Annotated in this window: 7 protein-coding genes; 6 read left to right on the forward strand and 1 reads right to left on the reverse strand. The window is 62.7% G+C overall.

Going from position 1 to position 16,026, the window contains the following annotated elements:
- Positions 1-293: 293 nt before the first annotated feature.
- The 6 genes from rplJ to ACPPVR_RS17460 all read left to right on the forward strand — a co-directional run bounded on the left by rplJ (position 294) and on the right by ACPPVR_RS17460 (position 14,546).
- Positions 294-812, forward strand: a complete 519-nt coding sequence (gene rplJ / locus ACPPVR_RS17435; protein WP_426615410.1) for a 50S ribosomal protein L10 — start codon at positions 294-296, stop codon at positions 810-812.
- A 52-nt stretch (positions 813-864) separates the two neighbouring features.
- Complete coding sequence (gene rplL / locus ACPPVR_RS17440; protein ID WP_148750326.1) at positions 865-1,236, forward strand: 50S ribosomal protein L7/L12; 372 nt, start codon at positions 865-867, stop codon at positions 1,234-1,236.
- Positions 1,237-1,719: 483 nt separating this feature from the next.
- Positions 1,720-5,835, forward strand: a complete 4,116-nt coding sequence (gene rpoB / locus ACPPVR_RS17445; protein WP_426615411.1) for a DNA-directed RNA polymerase subunit beta — start codon at positions 1,720-1,722, stop codon at positions 5,833-5,835.
- Positions 5,836-5,963: 128 nt separating this feature from the next.
- The gene (gene rpoC, locus ACPPVR_RS17450) at positions 5,964-10,160 is read left to right on the forward strand and encodes a DNA-directed RNA polymerase subunit beta' (RefSeq protein ID WP_426615412.1); all 4,197 of its coding nucleotides are present in this window, start codon (positions 5,964-5,966) and stop codon (positions 10,158-10,160) included.
- Between the two features lie 190 nt (positions 10,161-10,350).
- Positions 10,351-12,414 (forward strand): FAD-dependent oxidoreductase, encoded by a 2,064-nt coding sequence (locus tag ACPPVR_RS17455; protein ID WP_426615413.1) that lies wholly within the window; start codon positions 10,351-10,353, stop codon positions 12,412-12,414.
- Between the two features lie 134 nt (positions 12,415-12,548).
- Positions 12,549-14,546 carry an ABC transporter ATP-binding protein gene (locus ACPPVR_RS17460; RefSeq protein WP_426615414.1) on the forward strand — a complete coding sequence of 666 codons (1,998 nt, stop codon included), beginning with the start codon at positions 12,549-12,551 and terminating at the stop codon, positions 14,544-14,546.
- On the opposite strand, the gene ACPPVR_RS17465 is transcribed toward ACPPVR_RS17460, so the two are convergent.
- Complete coding sequence (locus ACPPVR_RS17465) at positions 14,489-15,712, reverse strand: FAD-dependent oxidoreductase (RefSeq protein ID WP_426615415.1); 1,224 nt, start codon at positions 15,710-15,712, stop codon at positions 14,489-14,491. The two genes, ACPPVR_RS17460 and ACPPVR_RS17465, sit on opposite strands and share 58 nt — an antisense overlap.
- Positions 15,713-16,026: the final 314 nt, after the last annotated feature.

Genomic DNA, 16,026 nt, shown 5'->3' on the forward strand with positions numbered 1-16,026 from the left:
GCAGGCGCCTGCGGGGAATCTCGATTTCTCAACGGCTTAATCGCATGGCCTGCATAGACGGGTGAAGACCGGATTTCACTTCGCCTCCCGCCTTCGGGTGGTTGCGGAATGGGTTTGGTTCGGACCTCGACACGCCGTGGGCCCTCACAGGCTCCCGGAGGGCAGGCTTTGAATTGTCGTCTTGCCCGGCGTGTCCGATGGGTTTTGACCCTGAGGTTCAGGTTTGGGCGGGACGATGGGTGTAACCCGGCGGTCCCGCTTTTGCGATGACCGCCAACCGGAAAGAGCTTGCTGTGGAACGAGCGGCAAAAAAGGAAACGGTCGAACAGCTCAATGGGGTCTTCAAGACCACGAGCGTCGCGGTCGTTGCCCAATATTCCGGCCTGACCGTTGCCCAGATGCAGAAGCTGCGCATGCAGATGAAGCAGGCTGGCGCCTCGGTGAAGGTCTCGAAGAACCGTCTCGCCAAAATTGCTCTTGAAGGCACTGACGTCGTTGCCATCGGTCCCATGCTGAAGGGACCGACTGTGATCGCCACTTCGAACGATCCGGTAGCGGCGCCAAAGGTCGCCGTCGAATTCGCCAAGACGAACGAAAAGTTCGTCATCATTGGCGGGTCGATGGGAACGACCGTCCTGAATGTCGACGGCGTGAAGGCTCTTGCCTCGCTGCCGTCGCTTGACGAACTGCGCGCTAAGATCGTCGGCCTCCTCGTGGCCCCGGCGACCAAGCTTGCTCAGCTCGCCAACGCGCCCGCGGGCAAGCTCGCGCGCGTCATCCAGGCTTATGCCTCAAAGAGCGAAGCGGCCTGACGCCCTTCGCAAAACTCAAACCCGAACCAGACTAGTTTAAGGAAACAGAACAATGGCTGACTTGCAGAAAATCGTTGACGACCTCTCGAGCCTCACCGTGCTCGAAGCCGCCGAACTCGCCAAGCTCCTCGAAGAAAAGTGGGGCGTGTCCGCCGCTGCGGCAGTGGCCGTTGCCGGTCCCGCCGCTGCTGCCGCCGCTCCGGCGGAAGAGAAGACCGAGTTCACGGTCGTTCTGGCCGCCGCCGGCGAGAAGAAGATCGAAGTCATCAAGGAAGTCCGCGCCATCACTGGCCTGGGCCTGAAGGAAGCAAAGGACCTCGTCGAGGGCGCGCCGAAGCCTGTCAAGGAAGGCGTGAACAAGGACGAGGCCGAGAAGCTCAAGGTCCAGCTCGAGAAGGCTGGCGCCAAGGTCGAGCTCAAGTAAGCAACGCTTACTGGTGCAAGATCCCGGGCGAGCATCAGCGAAGCCCGGGATCTTGGTCCTCCCTCGAAAGGGTGGGCCAGATGCAAAAGGCGTGCGACGGAACGTCCCGACGCACGTCGAACACGAAAAAGTGTGGGGATTTGAGGGTTTACCCCTCGAATCTGCACTAATGTCGCCCCATATCGGTTCGGCAGCACGAAAGCGCGGTGGGCAGGGATGCGGGATTTCCCTGTAAGCCGTTGGGAGAGCAGGCTATTTCGGGCTTTTGCAGTCCGTGAAAACGATCGTTGTGACGGGCGGGCGTGCCTATGCGCCCCGCGCGTCGTTTTGCGTTTTGAAGGTCTGAAGAACAGATTCAGGACATGACGGCCTGAAACTGGACTTCTTATCCCCAAAACGGGTTCGAAAAATTCAACCCGGGGAACGGCGGCAGCCGCGTCCCGGACGGCGCGCCCAAATCGGGCGACGAAATGAGAGGCCACGATGGCGCAGCAGACATTCACCGGTCGCAAACGCGTTCGCAAGTTCTTCGGACACATCAAGGAAGTCGCCGAGATGCCGAACCTCATTGAGGTTCAGAAGGCGTCCTATGATCAGTTCCTGATGGTTGATGAGCCGGTTGGCGGGCGGCTGGATGAGGGCCTCCAGGCCGTGTTCCGTTCGGTATTCCCGATCTCCGATTTCTCCGGCACCTCGATGCTGGAATTCGTCCGCTACGAATTCGAGCCGCCGAAATACGACGTCGACGAGTGCCGCCAGCGCGGCATGACCTTTGCCGCGCCGCTGAAGGTGACGCTGCGCCTCATCGTGTTCGATATCGACGAGGAAACCGGCGCCAAGTCGGTCAAGGACATCAAGGAGCAGGACGTCTACATGGGCGACATCCCGCTCATGACGATGAACGGCACCTTCGTCGTCAACGGCACCGAGCGCGTCATCGTCTCGCAGATGCACCGTTCGCCCGGCGTGTTCTTTGACCACGACAAGGGCAAGACCCATTCTTCGGGCAAGCTCCTGTTCGCCGCCCGCGTGATCCCGTATCGCGGCTCCTGGCTCGACATCGAGTTCGACGCCAAGGACATCGTCTTCGCCCGCATCGATCGCCGCCGCAAGCTGCCGGTGACGTCGCTGATGTTCGCGCTCGGCCTCGACGGCGAGGCGATCCTCAGCACCTTCTACAAGAAGATCCAATACAAGCGGATCAAGGAAGGCTGGCGCGTTCCGTTCGACGCCAATCGTTTCCGCGGCTACTCGACCATCAACGATTTGATCGACGCCGATACCGGCAAGGTCGTGCTCGAGGCCGGCAAGAAGCTCACCGTGCGCGGTGCGCGTCAGATGCAGGAAAAGGGGCTGAAGGCGCTGCGCCTGTCGGATGCGGAACTCGTCGGCAACTACATCGCCGAGGACCTCGTCAATCCGAAGACCGGCGAGATCCATGCGGAAGCCGGTGAAGAGATCACCGACAAGTCGATGAAGGCCCTCAACGAGCAGGGCTACAAGGAACTGCCGCTGCTGGACATCGACCACGTCAATGTGGGCGCCTACATCCGCAATACGCTCTCGGCCGACAAGAACATGACGCGTGAGGACGCACTGTTCGACATCTACCGCGTGATGCGTCCGGGCGAGCCGCCGACGCTGGATTCGGCGCAGGCGATGTTCCAGTCGCTGTTCTTCGACGCCGAGCGCTACGACCTCTCCGCGGTCGGCCGCGTCAAGATGAACATGCGCCTCGACCTCGATGCGCCCGACACCCAGCGCACGCTCCGCAAGGAAGACATCCTCTCCGTCATCAAGACGCTGGTGGATTTGCGCGACGGCAAGGGCGAGATCGACGACATCGACCATCTCGGCAACCGCCGTGTGCGTTCGGTCGGCGAGCTCATGGAGAACCAGTACCGCATCGGCCTCCTGCGTATGGAGCGCGCGATCAAGGAGCGCATGTCCTCGGTCGACATCGACACGGTCATGCCGCAGGACCTGATCAACGCCAAGCCGGCGGCTGCCGCCGTGCGCGAGTTCTTCGGCTCCTCGCAGCTCTCGCAGTTCATGGACCAGACCAACCCGCTGTCGGAGATCACCCACAAGCGCCGTCTCTCGGCGCTTGGACCGGGCGGTCTGACTCGCGAGCGTGCCGGCTTCGAGGTGCGCGACGTGCATCCGACACATTACGGCCGCATCTGCCCGATTGAGACGCCGGAAGGCCCGAACATCGGCCTGATCAACTCGCTCGCGACCTTCGCGCGCGTGAACAAGTACGGCTTCGTCGAGACGCCTTATCGCAAGGTGAAGGACGGCCGCGTCACCGACGAGGTCGTGTACCTCTCGGCGATGGAGGAGGGCCGCTACACGGTCGCGCAGGCCAACGTGCCGCTCGACACGAAGGGCCGCTTCACCGAAGACCTCGTGGTCTGCCGTCACGCCGGCGAAGTCTTGCCGGTGACGCCGGACAAGGTCGACTACATGGACGTGTCGCCGAAGCAGCTGGTTTCGGTTGCCGCGGCGCTGATCCCGTTCCTCGAGAACGACGACGCCAACCGCGCGCTGATGGGCTCGAACATGCAGCGCCAGGCGGTGCCGCTGGTTCGCGCCGAAGCGCCGTTCGTCGGCACCGGCATGGAAGGCGTGGTTGCGCGTGACTCGGGTGCTGCGATCGCGGCGCGCCGTTCCGGCGTAATCGACCAGATCGACGCGACCCGCGTCGTCATCCGCGCCACCGAAGATCTCGATCCGACCAAGTCGGGCGTCGATATCTACCGGCTGATGAAGTACCAGCGCTCGAACCAGTCGACCTGCATCAACCAGCGTCCGCTGGTGAAGGTCGGTGATATCGTCAAGAAGGGCGACATCATTGCCGACGGTCCGTCGACCGATCTCGGCGAGCTCGCGCTCGGCCGCAACGTGCTCGTCGCGTTCATGCCGTGGAACGGCTACAACTTCGAAGACTCGATCCTGCTCTCCGAGCGGATCGTAAAGGAAGACGTCTTCACCTCGATCCACATCGAGGAGTTCGAAGTGATGGCCCGCGACACCAAGCTCGGGCCCGAGGAAATCACTCGCGACATTCCGAACGTCTCGGAAGAAGCGCTGAAGAACCTCGACGAAGCCGGTATCGTCTACATCGGTGCGGAAGTCCGCGCCGGCGACATCCTGGTCGGCAAGATCACCCCGAAGGGCGAAAGCCCGATGACGCCGGAAGAAAAGCTCCTGCGCGCCATCTTCGGAGAGAAAGCCTCCGACGTCCGCGACACCTCGCTGCGCGTTCCCCCGGGCGTGCAGGGCACCATCGTCGAAGTGCGCGTGTTCAACCGTCACGGCGTCGACAAGGACGAGCGTGCGCTGGCGATCGAGCGGGAAGAGATCGAGCGTCTGGCCAAGGACCGCGACGACGAGCAGGCGATCCTGGACCGCAACGTCTACAACCGTCTTGCCGAGCTCCTCGAGGGACGGCAGGGCATCGCCGGCCCGAAGGGCTTCAAGAAGGACACCAAGATCACCCGTGCGGTGCTCGAGGAGTACCCGAAGTCGCAGTGGTGGCTGTTCGCTTCGCCCAACGACAAGCTGATGGCCGAGATCGAGGCCATGCGGAAGCAGTACGACGAATCGAAGAAGGGGCTCGAGCAGCGCTTCCTCGACAAGGTCGAAAAGCTTCAGCGCGGTGACGAATTGCCGCCCGGCGTGATGAAGATGGTCAAGGTCTTCGTCGCGGTGAAGCGCAAGATCCAGCCCGGCGACAAGATGGCCGGCCGCCACGGCAACAAGGGCGTGGTGTCGAAGATCGTGCCGATCGAGGACATGCCGTTCCTCGAAGACGGTACGCATGCCGATATCGTGCTCAATCCGCTGGGCGTGCCCTCGCGCATGAACGTCGGACAGATCCTCGAGACGCATCTTGGCTGGGCTTGCGCCGGCCTCGGCAAGCGTATCGGCCAGACGGTCGATGCGTACTTGGCGAAGCAGGACATCAGGCCGCTGAAGGAAACCTTGAAGAAGGTCTACGGCGAGGACGAGACGATCAAGTCGCTCAACGACGGCGAACTGATCGAGCTCGGCCGCAATCTGAGCCACGGCGTGCCGATCGCGACGCCGGTGTTCGACGGTGCCAAGGAAGCCGACATCGAGGAGATGCTGAAGCTTGCCGGTCTCGACGCTTCGGGTCAGTCGACCGTCTATGACGGCCGCACCGGCGATGCCTTCGATCGCAAGGTGACGGTGGGCTACATCTACATGCTCAAGCTGCACCATCTCGTCGACGACAAGATCCACGCGCGTTCGATCGGTCCGTACTCGCTCGTCACCCAGCAACCGCTGGGCGGCAAGGCGCAGTTCGGCGGCCAGCGCTTCGGTGAAATGGAAGTGTGGGCGCTCGAAGCTTACGGCGCGGCCTACACGCTCCAGGAGATGCTGACCGTGAAGTCGGACGACGTCGCCGGCCGTACCAAGGTGTACGAGGCGATCGTTCGTGGCGACGACACCTTCGAGGCCGGTATTCCGGAATCGTTCAACGTGCTGGTCAAGGAAATGCGCTCGCTCGGCCTCAATGTCGACCTGCACAATTCCAAGGTCGGGCCGGGGACGGCGGAAGCGGCCGAGTAACGCGATCTATCATGCCCGGCCGGCTCGGCCGGGCATCGGCGCCCGGCCTGAGGCCTTGAGGGCAGGGCGCCCCGCAAAGTGATTTTCGAATTTGCTGCCGGAGGCGATCGGCACGCGAGGAGAAGACGATGAACCAAGAAATTATGAATCTCTTTAACCCGACGACGCCGGCTCAGGTCTTCGACCAGATCCGGATTTCGATCGCGTCTCCTGAGAAGATTCTGTCCTGGTCGTACGGCGAGATCAAGAAGCCGGAAACCATCAATTACCGTACCTTCAAGCCCGAGCGCGACGGCCTGTTCTGCGCGCGCATCTTCGGGCCGATCAAGGATTACGAGTGCTTGTGCGGCAAGTACAAGCGCATGAAGTACAAGGGCATCATCTGCGAGAAGTGCTCGGTCGAGGTCACGCTGTCGCGCGTCCGGCGCGAGCGCATGGGCCATATCGAGCTCGCGGCGCCCGTCGCCCACATCTGGTTCCTGAAGTCGCTGCCCTCGCGCATCGGCCTTCTGCTGGATATGACGCTGAAGGATCTCGAGCGGATCCTCTACTTCGAATACTACGTCGTGCTTGAGCCGGGTCTCACCGCGCTCAAGGACCGTCAGCTGCTGTCGGAAGACGAGTATCTGAAGGCGCAGGACGAGTACGGCCAGGATTCCTTCACCGCGATGATCGGCGCGGAAGCGATCCGCGAGCTGCTCAAGGGCATGGATCTCGAGAAGCTCGAGCTGACCTTGCGCGCGGAGATGCAGGAGACCGACTCCGACATCAAGCACAAGAAGCTCGCCAAGCGTCTGAAGATCGTGGAGGCTTTCCGCCACTCCGGCAACAAGCCGGAATGGATGATCCTGACCGTGGTTCCGGTGATCCCGCCGGATCTGCGCCCGCTGGTGCCGCTGGACGGCGGCCGCTTCGCGACCTCGGACCTCAACGACCTCTATCGCCGCGTCATCAACCGCAACAACCGCTTGAAGCGGCTGATGGAGCTGCGCGCACCGGACATCATCATCCGCAACGAGAAGCGCATGCTTCAGGAAGCGGTCGATGCGCTGTTCGACAACGGCCGCCGCGGCCGCGTCATCACGGGTGCCAACAAGCGTCCGCTGAAGTCGCTCGCCGACATGCTCAAGGGCAAGCAGGGCCGGTTCCGTCAGAACCTGCTCGGCAAGCGCGTCGACTATTCGGGCCGTTCGGTGATCGTGGTCGGTCCCGAGCTGCGCCTGCATCAGTGCGGCCTGCCGAAGAAGATGGCGCTCGAGCTGTTCAAGCCGTTCATCTATTCGCGGCTTGACGCCAAGGGCCTGTCCACCACGGTGAAGCAGGCGAAGAAGCTGGTTGAAAAGGAGCGGCCCGAGGTCTGGGACATCCTGGACGAGGTGATCCGCGAGCATCCCGTGCTGCTCAACCGCGCTCCGACGCTGCATCGCCTCGGCATCCAGGCGTTCGAGCCGGTGTTGATCGAGGGCAAGGCGATCCAGCTTCATCCGCTGGTCTGCGCGGCGTTCAACGCCGACTTCGACGGCGACCAGATGGCCGTGCACGTTCCGCTGTCGCTCGAAGCGCAGCTGGAAGCGCGCGTCCTGATGATGTCGACCAACAACATCCTGCATCCGGCGAACGGCCAGCCGATCATCGTGCCGTCGCAGGACATCGTGCTCGGTCTGTACTACGTCTCGATCATGCGCGAAGGCCTGCCCGGCGAGGGCAAGCGGTTCGGCGACATGGCCGAGCTTGAGCATGCCCTGCATGCGAAGGTCATCCACCTCCACACCAAGATCAAGTATCGGTGGCAGGGCATGGATGAGACCGGCAAGGTCTCGACGCGCTGGATCGAGACCACCGCGGGTCGCGTCATGCTCGGCAATCTCCTGCCGAAGAACCCGAGGATTTCGTACGAGATCATCAACAAGCTGATGACCAAGCGCGAGATCTCCGGCGTCATCGATCAGGTCTACCGTCACTGCGGTCAGAAGGAGACGGTGATCTTCTGCGACCGCATCATGGCGCTCGGCTTCTACAACGCGTTCAAGGCCGGCATCTCGTTCGGCAAGGACGACATGGTCGTGCCGCACTCCAAGTGGAAGATCGTCGATGCCACCCGTACGCTGGCGAAGGATTTCGAGCAGCAGTACAACGACGGCCTGATCACCCATGGCGAGAAGTACAACAAGGTCGTCGACGCCTGGTCGAAGGCGACCGAGGAAATCGCTAAGGCGATGATGAAGGAGATCTCCTCCACCAAGAAGACGGCGAGCGGAGCGGATGCCGACATCAACTCGATCTACATGATGGCGCACTCCGGTGCGCGCGGTTCGCCGGCGCAGATGCGCCAGCTCGCCGGCATGCGCGGCCTGATGGCCAAGCCGTCGGGCGAGATCATCGAGACGCCGATCATCTCGAACTTCAAGGAAGGCCTCTCGGTGCTCGAGTACTTCAACTCGACCCACGGTGCCCGTAAGGGCCTCGCGGACACCGCGTTGAAGACCGCGAACTCCGGCTACCTGACGCGGCGTCTGGTCGACGTGGCGCAGGATTGCATCATCACGCAGGACGATTGCGGCACCAAGCTCGGCATCAAGATGCGCGCCATCGTCGATGCCGGCACCGTGGTCGCTTCGCTCGGCTCGCGCATCCTCGGACGCACGGCCTGCGAAGACGTGCGTGACAGCTCGGGTAAGGTGATCATCAAGCGCGGTGTTCTGATGGAAGAGAGCCATCTGGATGCCATCCACCAGGGTGGCGTCCAGGAGGTGAAGATCCGCTCGGCACTGACCTGCGAACTCGTCAACGGCATCTGCGGCAAGTGCTACGGCCGCGATCTTGCCCGCGGCACGCCGGTCAACCACGGCGAAGCGGTCGGCGTCATCGCGGCGCAGTCGATTGGCGAGCCGGGCACCCAGCTCACCATGCGCACCTTCCACATCGGCGGTGCGGCGCAGCTCAACGAGCAATCGTTCGTCGAATCCAATTTCGACGGCAAGATCGTGATCAGGAACAAGGCCATCGCCCGTAACAGCGAAGGTCATCTGGTTGCGATGGTGCGCAACATGGTGGTGGCGATCGTCGATGCCGACGGCACCGAGCGTGCGACGCACCGTATCCAGTACGGTTCGCGCCTGCATATCGACGAGGGCGATGCGGTCAAGCGCGGCCAGCGCATCGCGGAGTGGGATCCCTACAGCCGTCCGCTGCTCACCGAAGTCGAAGGCACCATCGGCTTTGAGGATCTGGTCGAGGGGCAGTCGATCACGGAAACGCTGGACGAAGCCACCGGTATTGCCAAGCGTGTGGTCATCGACTGGCGCTCGCAGCGCGGCGGCGCGGACCTGCGTCCGGCCATCGTGGTCAAGGGCAAGGACGGCAAGGTCCTCAAGCTCGCCCGTGGCGGCGATGCCCGCTACATGCTGTCGGTTGACGGCATTCTGTCGGTCGACGTCGGAGCCAAGGTCCAGGCGGGTGACATTCTCGCCCGTGTCTCGACCGAAAGCGCCAAGACCCGTGACATCACCGGCGGTCTGCCGCGGGTGGCGGAACTGTTCGAGGCACGGCGTCCGAAGGATGCGGCGATTATCGCCGAGATCGCGGGCACCATCCGGTTCGGGCGCGACTACAAGAACAAGCGTCGCATCTCGATCGAGCCGATGGACAAGACCGACGAGGCACGCGAGTACCTGATCCCGAAGGGCAAGCACATCCACCTTCAGGACGGCGACGTCGTCGAAAAGGGCGACTTCATCGTGGAAGGCAACCCGGCACCGCACGACATCCTGGCGGTCAAGGGCATCGAGGAGCTCGCGGCCTATCTGGTCAACGAAATCCAGGAGGTCTACCGGCTCCAGGGCGTGCTCATCAACGACAAGCACATCGAGGTGATTGTCCGTCAGATGCTCCAGAAGGTGGAAGTCACCGACCAGGGCGAAACCGACATGATCTCGGGCGAGCAGATCGACAAGATCGAGTTCGACCAGATCAACGAGAAGGCCAAGGAAGAGGGCAAGAAGATCGCCACGGGGACGCCGGTTCTGCTCGGCATCACCAAGGCGAGCCTCCAGACCCGCTCCTTCTTCTCGGCGGCCTCGTTCCAGGAGACCACTCGCGTCCTCACGGAAGCGGCGGTCAACGGCAAGGTCGATCCGCTCGAAGGTCTCAAGGAGAACGTCATCGTCGGCCGGCTGATCCCGGCGGGCACCGGCGCCTCCATGGCCAAGATCCGCGAAGTCGCCGTGAAGCGCGACAAGATGATCCTCGACGAGCGCGAGAAGCAGGCGGCCGTCGTGCCGCCGGCGCCGGAAGTCGAGCCGATGGCGCTGCCGCCCGCGGAATAATGCCTCATCCGTAGGAATACGAGGATACTGAAAAGGCCGGCGAAAGCCGGCCTTTTTGCTGCTTTGTTTGCTTGCTGCGATGCAGGATCAACCTTTGTTCATCTTTCCTTCAGGCGGAAAAGCGCTCTGCTAAGGGAGCTTAGACCGGTGGTCCCGTGACGGGGGCAGGGCCGGAGACCACGGAACTGACATGCTTGATCTCGCAATCGTAGGCGGCGGCCCCGGCGGGCTGATGAGCGCCTGGTATCTGAAGCGTAAGCTGGGCGACCTCTGCCGTATCACCATCTATGAGGCCTCCGACCGGCTCGGCGGCAAGATCGTCACGCGCAAATTCGATTCCGCGCCGGCGATGTACGAGGCCGGCGTCGCCGAGATCTACGACTACTCGATGACCGGGCCCGATCCGCTGCGCGAGCTGATCCAGCATTTCGGACTTCAGACCATTCCGATGGACGCCGAGCAGGTGCAGTTCGGCGGCGAGCTCCTCAACGACGTCGCCGGCATGCGCCGTCGATACGGAGCCAAGACCGCGGCCGCAATCGAGGCGTTCCGCGCGCGCTGCGCCGAGAAGATGTCGCCGATCGAATATTACGAGGGCGTCGGCGCGCACGACAACGAGAACCCCTGGGCCTACAAGACCGCCGAGCAGGTGCTCGACGAAGAGGTCGAGGACGAGACCGCAAAACGCTTCTTCAAGGTGATGGCGCGCTCCGACATCGCCACCGAAAGCCACAACACCAACGGGCTCAATGCGCTCAAGAACTATCTGATGGATGTCGACGGCTATATTGGCCTCTACTCCATCCAGAACGGCAACGAGCAGATCGTCGAATGCCTCCGGTCGGAGGTCAACGCCGACATCCAGCTTAATCATCGCGTGCTCGCCGTCGGCAAGGCGCCAACCGGGCGCTACCAGCTCAAGATGATGAACGGCAAGGGGCCGGAGACGCGCGACTTCGATCTCGTGCTGGTCTGTCTGCCGCATTCATGGCTCGCGACCATGGGCTGGGAAGGCGAGCAGCTCCGCAAGTCGATGGTCAAGCATGTCTCCTATTTCGACCGTCCCGCGCATTATTTGCGCGTCTCGATCCTGTTCGATACGCCGTTCTGGGGCGACAAGATTTCCGGCGCATGGTTCATGTCGGAGGCCTTCGGCGGCTGCTGCGTCTACAATGAGGGCGCGCGCCACGATGTCGGCAAGCACGGCGTGCTGAACTGGCTCATTCCCGGCTCCGACGCACTCGCCTTCGCCAATTTGTCGGACCAGGAGCTGGTCGACGCCGCGCTGAAGTCACTGCCGGCCTCGCTCGGCGATGCGCGCGCGCATTTCATGGAAGCCAAGATCCACCGCTGGCTGTCGTCGGTGAACGCGATACCGGGTGGTCTGCCCGTTCGCGACGTCATGACCAATCACCGGCCCGAGCCGAAGGAGCATCCCGGCATCGTGGTGGTCGGCGACTATCTGTTCGACTCGACGCTGAACGGCCTGCTCGACTCCTCCGATGCGGCGACCGACATCATCCTGACCGAGATGATGCGCCTGCGCCGCGCGCGTGCGCAGGACGACAAGCCGCTCTCCGACAAGATCGACAGCGACTATTTCGAAAACTATCGCGGCCAGGGCCCTTACGGCGAAGCGTGGCGGCAGTTCACGGATCCCGACTATCTGTTGAAGCTGATCGGCATCGTCTGGGGCAAGGCGAAGGGCGCCAAGCTCCTGGTTGCGGGCTCCGCCAGCGGCGAGCTGGTCGGCGCGCTGCGCGAGCGCGGCATCGATGCCTTCGGCATCGAGGACAACCGCGCCATCCACGCCAAAACGCCGAAGGCGCTGAAGAAGTACAACAAGCTCGGCTCGATCACTGACATGCCGTTCAAGGACGGCGCCTTCGACTTCGTGTTCGAGACCAGCCTCTGCCATATTTCCCCGAAGCAGGTGGTCCGCGCGATCAAGGAACTGAACCGCGTGGTCAAGATCGGCCTTGTGTTCGGCTCGATCACCTCGGACATGGCGCCGGCGCTGATCGACCGCTACGATTTGCTGCGCGGCGTCAAGAAGCTCGGCACCTGGTGGGAATGGTCCGAGCTGTTCTTCGGCAACGGCTTCGATCTTGCGATGCACCGCAAGGATTGCACCGACGCGCTCTGGGAGGCGACGCTCGCCGCCAACAAGGGCCCGGGCCAGTGGTACGCCGACGCCGACAGCCTGCGCTATTCCTTCTTCGACAAGGTCGAGGAGGAGGAGGAGGACGACTAGCCTCAAGGATCGGATGAACTCGCCAATTGCTTTGCCGAATTCATCCTGATCGCATAGAATCGGTGCAGTAGCGGCTTTCCGCTATTTCCCTGCTTTCTCTGCGGTCATGCCGGCCGTCAGCATCGGTTGGTTTCATGGCGTCCAGGCCTCTCTCTCCCGACGAACAGAAGCTCGCTGCGCAAGAGGCGGCCGAGCTCGAAGACAAGCTCGTGGCCGGTGCGAAGACCGAGTTGGAAGACGACGCGGACGACGAAGACGAGGACGAAGAGCTCGACGATGACGAAGAGGACGAGGACCTCGTCGTCTTTACCGCCCGCGAAGCCGCCGGCGCGCTCGCGACCATCTGGGGTTTCGTCAAACCCTTTCTCTCGAACTACAAGCGCATCCTGGCGTATGTGGCGTTCGGCGTGCTGGTCGAGACGCTGTTCAACGTCATCATGCCGCTCAGCCTGAAGTACCTGATCGACGACGCGCTCGGCGAGGAAGACTTCCAGGCGCTGTATAAGATTCTCGGCGTGCTCGCGGTCGCCGGCATCTTCACCTCGATCGTCGCGGTCTGGTACGAGCGTTGGGACGCGCGGTTAGCTGCCTGCGTCATCTCCGATGTGCGCAAGCGGCTGTTCGAACACGTCCAGGACTTGCCGGCAGCCTATTTCGGCCGCACCAAGCGCGGCGAGATCCTGTCGCGCTTCTCGGTCGACCAGGCTGCCTTCGAGGGCTCGGTCAAGTCCTTCGCCAACAGCGCCGCGCTGCCGTTCCTGGAGTTGATCGCCGGCATCATCCTGATGTTTTTTCTCAACTGGCAGCTCGCGTTGGTTGCGCTGCTGGTCTTTCCGATCACGCTGATCGGCCCCCGCATGCTCACGCCGAAAGCGGTGCAGGCGAATTACGAGCAGAAGCTCAATGAATCCGCGCTGCTCGGCATGGTGCAGGAGAACGTGGCGGCACAGGCCGTGATCAAGGCGTTCAGCCTGCAACGCAGGATGTTCGGCTTCTTCAATTTCCGCAACGACGAGACGCGCAACAGGATTGCCTCCGCCGCGTTCCTGTCGACCATGGTGGAACGTACGGTCACCATCTCGGTGCTCTTGCTGCACCTCGTCGTGCTCGCGATCGGCGCCTATCTGGCGACCAAGGGCCAGATCACGATCGGCACCTTCGTCACCTTCGAGAGTGCGTTCTGGGAGGTCTCCTACAACATCGCCCATGTGATGCACTTCATCCCGGTGTCGATCTCCTCGGCCGCCGCGATCCGCCACATCCAGGAGCTGCTCGACGAACCCACGCGCGGCGCCGATCGGCCCGGCGCGCCCGATCTGCCGCGCATCACCCACGACATCACCTTCGACCATGTGACGTTCCAGTACGAAGGCGGCCAGGCGCCGGTGCTCGACAATCTCAGCCTCAAGCTCAACGTCGGCAAGAGCATCGCCATCGTCGGCCCCTCGGGCTCCGGCAAGAGCACGCTGCTCAATCTGATTCTCCGGCTTTACGTGCCGGACGAGGGGCGCGTGACCATCGACGGCGTCGACGTCCGCAAGGTGACGCTGGATTCGCTGCGCCGGAGCATGGCGGTCGTGTTCCAGGAGAACATGCTGTTCAACATGTCGATCCGCGAGAACATTCGGCTCGGCAAGGAAGGCGCGACCGACGAGGAGGTAGAGGAGGCGGCCAAGAAGGCCGAGATCCATCGCTACATCATGAGCCTGCGGCAGCGCTACGACACGCCGGTCGGCGAGCGCGGCGACACCTTGTCGGGCGGTCAGCGCCAGCGCATCGCGATCGCCCGCGCGATCATCCGCAACCCTTCCGTGCTGCTGCTGGACGAAGCCACCTCGGCGCTCGACCAGACCACGGAGGCCGCGATCAACCGCACGCTGCTGAAGGTCGCCAAGGGCCGCACCATGATCTGGTCGACCCACCGCCTGACTTCGGTGGTCGAGATGGACGAGATCATCGTGATTTCAGGGGGCAGGGCGATCGAGCGCGGCTCGCATGCCGAGCTGCTTGCCAAGAACGGCACCTATCGCAAGCTGTGGAACGACCAGAACCACCAGCCCTACGATGCTGCGGCTCAGGCCGACGAAGACAGCGACGATGACGATGACGATCTCGACGACGAGGAGGAGTGACCGAGGAAGTTCGGCTCCAGATGGAACACGCCGCCAAGCCGCCGCAATAAACCCTGAGTCGACCACGCGAAGAACCGCGCCCAGCGCTGCGCCGTCCAGTAGGGGCTCGTCGCAATCGAGACGGAGCGGAAGTCGAACGCCTTGGCCGCCGACCATGAATCGCAGGCCAGCTTGACCGGATCGCCATAGAAGGCGGCGATCTTGTTCGCATCCATCCCGTCGGACGCCAGCCATCGCGGGATGTAGACGTTGCAGAGCCGCTCGACGTCGGTGAAGACCTTGTCGCAACCGGTGCCGGCGACCGGGCAGGAGGTCGAGAAGGCGTCGCCCACCAGCACCAGGCCGGGCTGATGGCTGGCATCATTCACATAGAGATCGACCGGGCGAATCTTCATCTCGCCGGCGATATCGAAGGGGCCGGTGATGCGCTTCAGCCGCGGCAGGGCGGCGTCCAGCGTCGCTGCGGGCGCACGGCGCAGCTCGCGCAGCCAGGGATCGTCAAAGCCGCGGTAGACGAACAGATTGGCGCGCATCCGCGTGCCGATCGGAAACAGCGTGATGTAGGGGATGCGGTCGCTCGGCCGTTCCGAGAAATAGGTCAGTGCCGGGAAGTCGAACGAGGTCCGCCCCGCCGGCACGATGTCGAACCCGATCGAGATCGAATGGCAGGCACTGACGATCTTGCGCGCGATGCCGAGCTGGTGACGCAGGCCCACGTTCAGGCCGTTGGCGAGCACCACGAGGCGAGCCGAGACCGTCGCGTCATTGGCAAGCGTGATTCTCTGCCGCTCCGGGCTGGCCTCGACCGACACCGCCTTGGCCCAGATGCGCTCGACGTTCCCAGGGATCTCGTCGCGGATCGCGTTAACCAGGGAATCGTAGAGAATGTTGAACTGCCGGCTCGGCGCCTTGTCGAGCAGGTGGCCGAAGCGCGCGATCCAGTTCTCGCCGGCAAAGGTCGCGCGGCGCAGCACTGAGTCGGCGATTCCTGTCCGCGAGAATCGCTCGACCTGCCCATGACCGCTGAGCTTTTCGACGCGAAAATCGGCCGGATAGGTCTCGTGTGGATCGATCAGCACGGTCGAAATGCCGGCACGACCGAGCATTGCGGCGGCGGTCGAACCGGCAAGTCCCCCGCCGATGATGGCAATGTCGGTGTACCGCATGGCGCCAATCTCTGCCGAAGGCGGCAGATTGACGCGCGAAGAGGAAAAAAAGCCTTAGCACTGGTTATAAAAGTATATTTTACCCGGATATAATTTGCTCGTTGAGTGGCAGAGCGGGCGCTTCGATCCCATATTCGTAAATCGCGGTGAGGGTGGCTAAGCGACGATTTCTGCAGGCGCAAACAGCGCTTGGTGACTGTCGTTTCGCCTTGACTTGATCGATTCCCACTTATAGAACCCCCTCACTTAACGACAGGCGGTGAGCATCGCCAACGTCGGTACGGAGCACCTGCCTGATCCCTTTGGGGTCGCTC

The sequence above is a fragment of the Bradyrhizobium sp. McL0616 genome (genome assembly GCF_049993385.1).
Lineage (GTDB): Bacteria > Pseudomonadota > Alphaproteobacteria > Rhizobiales > Xanthobacteraceae > Bradyrhizobium.